At 62.5% G+C, this 7,493-nt stretch carries 7 protein-coding genes; 3 read left to right on the top strand and 4 right to left on the bottom strand.

What is annotated here, in order from left to right; genetic code table 11:
• Both M0954_RS02560 and M0954_RS02555 read right to left on the bottom strand, forming a co-directional pair.
• Nucleotides 1-1,480: FAD-binding oxidoreductase (locus tag M0954_RS02560; RefSeq protein ID WP_297351475.1), on the bottom strand; the 1,480-nt coding region annotated here is incomplete at its 3' end.
• A gap of 156 nt (nucleotides 1,481-1,636) precedes the next feature.
• Nucleotides 1,637-2,665, bottom strand: a complete 1,029-nt coding sequence (locus M0954_RS02555; protein WP_297351477.1) for a DUF1338 domain-containing protein — start codon at nucleotides 2,663-2,665, stop codon at nucleotides 1,637-1,639.
• A 176-nt stretch (nucleotides 2,666-2,841) separates the two neighbouring features.
• Here M0954_RS02555 and M0954_RS02550 point away from each other — a divergent pair, with 176 nt between their 5' ends.
• Nucleotides 2,842-3,774 carry a LysR substrate-binding domain-containing protein gene (locus M0954_RS02550; RefSeq protein ID WP_185090159.1) on the top strand — a complete coding sequence of 311 codons (933 nt, stop codon included), beginning with the start codon at nucleotides 2,842-2,844 and terminating at the stop codon, nucleotides 3,772-3,774.
• Between the two features lie 66 nt (nucleotides 3,775-3,840).
• On the opposite strand, the gene M0954_RS02545 is transcribed toward M0954_RS02550, so the two are convergent.
• Both M0954_RS02545 and pcaQ read right to left on the bottom strand, forming a co-directional pair.
• Nucleotides 3,841-4,959, bottom strand: a complete 1,119-nt coding sequence (locus M0954_RS02545; RefSeq protein WP_297351472.1) for a 4-hydroxyphenylpyruvate dioxygenase family protein — start codon at nucleotides 4,957-4,959, stop codon at nucleotides 3,841-3,843.
• A 252-nt stretch (nucleotides 4,960-5,211) separates the two neighbouring features.
• On the bottom strand, nucleotides 5,212-6,267 hold the full coding sequence (gene pcaQ, locus M0954_RS02540; protein ID WP_297351470.1) for a pca operon transcription factor PcaQ: 1,056 nt from the start codon (nucleotides 6,265-6,267) through the stop codon (nucleotides 5,212-5,214).
• A gap of 109 nt (nucleotides 6,268-6,376) precedes the next feature.
• Here pcaQ and pcaH point away from each other — a divergent pair, with 109 nt between their 5' ends.
• Nucleotides 6,377-7,081, top strand: a complete 705-nt coding sequence (pcaH, locus tag M0954_RS02535) for a protocatechuate 3,4-dioxygenase subunit beta (RefSeq protein ID WP_133893663.1) — start codon at nucleotides 6,377-6,379, stop codon at nucleotides 7,079-7,081.
• Between the two features lie 3 nt (nucleotides 7,082-7,084).
• Nucleotides 7,085-7,493 (top strand): protocatechuate 3,4-dioxygenase subunit alpha (gene pcaG / locus M0954_RS02530; RefSeq protein ID WP_297351468.1); only part of this gene is annotated, 409 nt, incomplete at its 3' end.

The raw sequence follows: 7,493 nt of genomic DNA, 5'->3' as shown, positions 1-7,493 counted from the left end.
GCATCAATTCAGGCCCATACATGATGGGTAGAAACTCAGCCTTCGCCTGACCATCGCCATGTTCGCCCGACAACGAACCGCCAAACTCCACCACCAATTCCGCCGCTTCGCGCAGAAAACGGCGCCATGTTGCAATGCCTTCCGCCGTACGCAGATCGAAGGTAATGCGGGCGTGCACGCAGCCATCGCCGAAGTGGCCGTACAAGCTCGTTTCGTAACCGTAACGATCGACCATCGCCTGAAAAGCGCGCAGATAATCGCCGAGCCGTAGAGGATCGACGGCCGCGTCTTCCCATCCAACGATCGGATCGGGGCGCTCAGGGTCAACTGAAAGCGCGACCGCCGACGCCCCCGTCTCGCGAATCGACCAGACCTTCGCCTGCAATGCACGGTCCTCGACAAGCACCATCGAAACATCGGACCCCGCCACGCCCGATTCGAAATACTCAGCCGCCGCGCGAGCCTGCAACACTGCCTGGTCGTGCGTATCCGCGCCGAATTCGAGCACGACCCACGCATCGCCCGCTGGCAGGAGCGCGATCTCTTCCTTTTTCAGGCCACGCGCCTGCAGGCCGCGAATGATTGCCCGGTCGAGCCCCTCGATAGCAATCGGCCCGCAATGCATGAAATGCGGCACCGCGTCGGCGGCCGTAAATATATCCGTGAAGCCAAGCGTGAGCAGCACGCGCTTCGCGGGGCTCTTCACCAGCCGTACTTTCGCCTGCAAGGTGACCGCACACGTGCCTTCAGTCCCAACTAAAGCACGCGCGACATTGAAGCCGTTTTCCGGCAACAGTTGGTCGAGATTGAAGCCTGACACGCGCCGTTTGATTTGAGGGAATTTCGCGCGAATCAGGTCGGCATACTTATCGCGCAGTTGTTTGAGCGCCGCATATATCTCGCCCTGCCGACCGCCAGCCGCAATGATGCGTTCGAGTTCATCGTCCTGCGTAGGACCAACCCAGAAGCGCGCGCCATCGTAGGTGACGATTTCGAGCGCTTCGATATTCTCGACCGTCTTGCCGGCCATCACCGAATGCGCGCCGCAAGAATTGTTGGCGATCATGCCGCCCAGCGTGCAGCGGCTGTGCGTGGCCGGATCTGGCGCGAAGGTCAGGCCGTGCTGTTCCGCGGCATCACGCAGCGTGTCGCAGACCACGCCCGGTTCGACGATCGCGGTGCGCGCCGCCGGGTCCACCGAGACGACGCGATTCACGTACTTGCTCGCGTCCGCGACCACCGCCACATTCACGCACTGACCGTTCTGCGACGTGCCGCCGCCGCGCGGCAGAAACGGCACGTCGTTGTGCCGGCACACTGCGACGGTGGCGACGAGATCGTCGACATTGGCCGGCACGACCACCGCAAGCGGCACCTGTCGATAGTTCGACGCATCCGACGAGTAAAGCGCCTTCGACGCCTGATCGAACCGCACTTCGCCGCGCACATGCTGTCGCAGATCGGCTTCGAGCGATTGCATGACGGCTGCCGTACCACGAAACGGCGTAGCTACGGATGTGGTCCCGGCTGCTTTAACCCGCGTCTCATCGGTTGACGATTCCACCTCGACTATCCTCTCGTGCGAATGAGCGCGGCACGCTCATAGACCTGCTAATCGCCCCGTCCAAAGCCGTATTCAGGCTGCCTGACTGGCGGTCATCTTGAAGATCCCCTGCGCGTTACCCGCATCGAAACGCAGGTCCGTTTCCCAGCGGCGCGTGTCCTGATCGAACGTTCGCTTACGCGTGATGAACTCGTAGAATGAGCCCGGCACTTCACGCGTCACCGTGCTGCCATCGGCCGCGCGAAACTCGCGCTTCACGATATCCGCCCGGTAAGCGGTCTGAAACACCCGGCCCGAACGCGAACGCTCGACTTCCGGTTTCATCGGACGTCCCTTGGCTTTTTCGTCATCCGAAAGCTGGAACACGTCGGCGACGCGATCCGTCGCGTGGTTGAACGCATTGCCTTCGGTGGCGATCCACGCCATTTCCGCCGACTCCTTCAACAATACTTCGTAATCGGCCTCGCGTGGCATCTCGTGTTGCCGCGCAAACGCGCCCACGATCACCGGCAGCAATTCGTGCGCCGAAGCGAGCGGCAGCACACCTTCACGCTCGAGTTCCCAAAGATGCGCCGTGGCAAGCGGCGTCAATGGATCGCGCGATGTCCCGATCACATTTGTCACCGCCTGCTGGAATTCAGCCGAGAAGCGCTCCGGATGCAGTTCGCTGACGAAGAACTGGGCAATTTCATCGGGCGCATCCTCATGCGCCCATGCGCGGCCAGTCATGCCAAGACGATCGAGCGGATAGCGCCCGTTGATGCGAAAACCGAGCGGCCGCAAAATGCGCGCGAATGCGGCTTCGCCCGGCTGCAAAGCACCACTCGACGCCCAACGCACCGTGCGCAACGCGCCGTGATCGAAGTACACGCTGCCGCCGGCGGCCAGCGCGTCCTGCGTGTAAGCGCGACCGTTCGTCGAGCGCGCCAGCAGGTCTTCGAACAAGACCATATTCATCGCCTGCGCGAGCTCCGCGCGGGTGACCACGCCGGGTTCCCATTCATTGAGCACTTGCGGATGATTCAGCGTCTTGAAGAGCGCTGAGGTCTTTTCGGCGCCGATCAGTTTCAGCAGCAGTTGTTCGACATTTGCATTTCGCAGGTTCTGCACGTTGTTTCTCCGGAGCGCGGGCTGCGTGAGCCGGCGCGTGAGTGGGGATCCGCTGGTGCCGCGTCATCTGGACGCAAGCACGGCATCGTTCGACGGCAATTATTCAAATCCACGCGGGTGCCGTAAAGCGAGATAAACTTCAGACTTGATGCGTTTTCGGAATCAACGTGCGAAAGTTCAAGATCCCCAACATGGGCGCGCTGCTCGCTTTCGAGGCGTCGGCACGGCATGAAAGCTTCACCCACGCAGCACGCGAACTCTTTCTGACCGAGAGCGCGGTCTCGCGGCAGATCGCGACGCTCGAAGGCAATCTCGGCGTGCGGCTATTCGTGCGGGTCAAGCAACGCGTGGTGCTCACCAAGGCCGGCAAGGTCTACAGCGCTCAGGTGCGCCGCGCGCTGGAAGGACTCGACCGCGACACGCTCTCGATCATCGCCCATGGCAGCGGCGGCGGTTACCTTGAACTGGCCGCCCTGCCCACCTTCGCGTCGCACTGGCTGATTCCGCGCATGGGCGAATTCAACGCGCGCTATCCCGACGTCCGCGTGAACATGGGCGTGCGCACCGGCACATTTCCGTTTGCAGAGACCCACTTCGAAGCGGCGATTCACTACGGCAAGCCGACCTGGCCCGGCACGGCGGCGGACTTTCTGTTTCGCGAGGAGGTCATTCCAGTTTGCGCGGCGAGTCTGCTAAAGCGGCCCGTGACCACGCCCGCCGATCTGCTCGACTACCCGCTGCTGCACTCGACGACACGACCGGATGGCTGGGCGAACTGGTTCGAGAAACTGGCCGTAGACGATAACCGCGCGATGCAGGGCGTACGCTACGAGTTGCATACGATGTTAATCAGCGCTGCAGCGGCGGGGCTTGGCATCGCGCTGGTGCCGCGTTTCTTCGTGGATGCGCAGTTCGAGCGGCTCGGGCTGATCGTGCCGTTCGACGCGCCGGCGATTGCCGAAGCCGCGTACTACCTGGTCTATCCCACCGAACTCAGCCACGGCCGGCCGCTAGCAAGCTTCCGCGAATGGCTGCTGGAGCAGGCGACGGCTTATGGAACAGCGAATCCCGTGCTGGCCAGCGAGACGGACGAAGACTGAGCGACTGCTTCCCGCCCTCTGGCATTCGTTGACGCTTCCTGGTTGGTCTGGCGATCGAGACGTCGATCAACGGGCCTTAGCGAGCGCGCTCAGATTGCCCTCGCCGAACCCATGATGCCCCTTGCGCTGTACGATCTCGAAGAAGATCTCGCCAGCGCGGCGCCGCACAAACGTCTGAAAGAACAACAGCGGCACGCCATCAGCGCCGATCTCGCCGTCCACCAGAATCCGGCCGCGCTTGAGGCGCTCGAGATCGAGCCCATGCCCCGGCAAACGGGCGTCAATCTGCTCGTAATAGCGCGACGGCGGTTCGACGAATTCGATGTCGTTGGCCATCAGTCGCTCGACGCAGGCAAAGATATCGCCGGTGGCTAGCGCAATATGCTGCACGCCCTCACCCGGATGATCCGGCAGATATTCATGCATCAGACTCGTGCGCTGCGTGCCCTCCTCGTAGAGCGGAATGCGGATCGCCCCGCACGGCGACACCATCACGCGCGATTCCGCAGCGACATGCCAGTTGGCGTGCAGCTCGTGAATCTCGCGGAAGTTAAGCAGATCGCGATAGAAATCGAGCCACTCCTGCATCCTGCCCGCGCCGACGGTTTGCGTCAGATGATCGATGGCGACCAGACCCGTGCCGGCATGGCTCAGATCGGCGTGGGCGGTGTCGATTTCGATGGGGCGAAAATCGATGTCGAAGATCGAGATGTCGCCTACCCCGCCGCGCAGACCACCCCGGCCGCGCCAACGGTCGACGAAGTAGATATGCGAATCGCCGATGCCCTGAATGGACGGGATCACCAGTTCGCCCTTGCCGACCTTCTCGCCTTCGAAGGCCCAGGCGCCGAGCTCGACGGCCCGGTTGAACGCCAGCTGTGCGTCGGCGACGCGAATGCCCACAGCGCAGACGCCCGCGCCGTATTCCTCGGCATAGCGCGCGGCGAACGAATCCGGCTCGGCGTTGAGCAGGAAATTCATCTCGCCCTGCCGGTATAGCGTGACATCCTTGCTAACATGACGCGCAATCGGTTTGAAGCCGAGTTGCTCGAAGGTCTGTCCGAGCGCTTGCGGATCGCGCGCAGCGAACTCCACAAACTCGAGACCAGCGGTGCCGAGCGGATTGTGCTCCGGGTCCGATACGGCCTGCATCGCGTCGCCCGGAGTGGGCAGGTCGCTGGGCATGGCACTCTCCTTGTTCATACGTTCCGACGCTCTTCCTGATGTTGTACGCAGGCCTTCGCGATTGCGCAATGCCGCAGCAACCTGGGGATGTTACGCACTACGCAAATTACGCGATGACTTTCGCACCGTGTTTGTACACCGGGGACGGGGCAGCCCGCAACTGCATTTTGTACTGAATAGTTCACTTTCGCGTGACTTTGCTGGACTGGCGGCTGTGACTCGCTGAGCAAGCCTGGCGAGGCCGAAGCAAGCTCAGGCGGGCTTGCGGAGGCGCTTTGACGCCTTTGGCGCGCTGGTGTCTGCGCTGACGTTGACGCGGACGCTGGCGCTCCCGCGTGCTGCACTGGCGCTGGACTTGACTGGCGCCGCAGCCGCATCCGCCATGCGTTGCCGCGCGACCGTCCGCAGCGCATCGATCAGAGCCAGCCCCACCGGCGACGGCTGCGTATCGGAGCGCCGGATCAGGCCGACTGGCTCGCCGGTCCCGGCAAACGGCAATGGGAGCCTTACCAGCATGCCATGTGCCAACTCGTATTCGACGGCGCTTTGCGGCACGAACCAGACCGCGTCGTTCTCGAGCGCCAGCGCCCGGCCCGTCGATACCGACAACACCTCGACGAAAGCCGAAAGCGGCGGCACGCCCCACGCCGCCAGCAGACTATCGGCGGACTGCCGGATCAGCGTACCGAACGGCGGCACGACTACCGTGAAACCTTCGAGCAATGCCGCCGGCAGCCCTGCACTCGCCTCGAGCGGATGCCCGGCGCGCACCACTGCGATCAGCGGCTCGGTGAAAAGCTGCTCAAAGCTAAGTCCGACCATTCGCTCGGGATCAGCCAGACGCCCCACGGCGAATTCGATCGAACCGGCTTTGAGACGCTCCAGCAATTCGGAATTGGCGCCGGTGGCAAGACGCACGATCACGCGAGGCCATTGCACACCGAATAGCCTGAGCACCGGCGGCGCCAGTACGCTCGCGACAGTGGGCAGAATGCCGATCTCCAGCGTCGCCGACGCCGCGCCTTCGGCCCGCGACAGCAGATCGACACCATGCCGCAATGCGCTGACGCAGGCGCTGGCGTGCGGCATGAAGAGCTGCCCCTCGCGGGTGATCACGGCTCCATGGCGGCCGCGCTCGAACAGCCTCACGCCGAGAATGGCCTCGAGCTCGGCCACCGTCTTGGAGACGGCCGGCTGCGTGATAGACAGGCTCTCAGCGGCCTTCTGGACCCCGCCGAACTGCGCGACAGCCAGAAAACACTGGAGATGACGGAATTTGACGCGGCTATCCGCGAGGCTTCGTTGCATAACGACAGGTTATACGAAAGGCGCGAAAACGTCATTTTTCATAACTTCTCGGATTGGATAAAGTCGCGACATAGCTTGCCATCCCATAATTCATCCAAGGAGACACCCCATGGACGAGTCCATCCTCACTCCGCGCGATTTCGAATCGCATCCCGCTCACGTGTATCCAGGCTACGGTTCATCCGTGAAGCGCGGCCCGACACGTCCGTTGATTCCGCTGAAGGAACGGCTGCGCGACCAGCGCGTGCCGGTGTATGGCGCAGAAGACCTCGGCGAACTCGACAACGATCTGACGCGCAATGCCGCACGCAACGGCGTGCCGCTCGGCGAGCGCATCATCCTGGCGGGCCGCGTGCTCGACGAGGGTGGCCGCCCGGTACGCAATACGCTGGTCGAAATCTGGCAAGCCAACGCGGCCGGCCGCTATGTGCATAAGGCCGACCAGCACGACGCACCGCTCGATCCAAACTTCCTGGGCGCCGGGCGTTGTCTGACCGACAACGACGGCCGGTATCGCTTTCTGACGATCAAACCCGGCGCGTATCCGTGGGGGAATCACACGAACGCGTGGCGTCCGAATCACATTCACTTCTCGCTGTTCGGCGATCACTTCGGTTCGCGGCTCGTCACGCAGATGTATTTCCCCGGCGACCCGTTGCTGGCTTTCGATCCGATCTTCCAGGGCACACCCAAGCATGCGCGCGAGCGCCTGGTGTCGCGCTTCTCGCTGGATACGACCGAAGAAGCCTACGCGCTCGGCTACGATTTCGACATCGTGCTGCGCGGCCCTAACGAAACTCCGATGGAGCGCTAAGCCATGACCGCATTCAAACAAACACCTTCGCAAACGGTTGGACCGTACTTCGCGTATGGGCTGTGTCCTGAGCAGTACAACTTTGATTTCAAGAGTCTTTTTACTGCGGCGGTGGCTGATTACGAAGCGGCCGGCGAGCATATTTCGATTGTCGGCCAGGTGTTCGATGGCGATGGCAAGGTAGTGGGCGATGCCATGCTGGAAGTGTCGCAACTGGACAGCCAAGGGAAGTATCCAGCTTCGCGGGAAGAGATCGCGGCCAGTGGGTTCCGCGGGTTTGCGCGGGTTGGCACCGGGACGGATCCGCAGAAGCGGTTTATTGTCGAGACGGTGAAGCCGGGGCGGGCTTCAGAGAGTGAAGCACCGCATCTGAACGTAATCCTAACGATGCGCGGGATGTTGCTGCATACCT

Origin of the sequence: Paraburkholderia sp., from assembly GCF_026225065.1 — a bacterium.
Taxonomy (GTDB): Bacteria; Pseudomonadota; Gammaproteobacteria; order Burkholderiales; family Burkholderiaceae; genus Paraburkholderia.
This window is presented reverse-complemented; position numbering and strand designations above follow the sequence as displayed.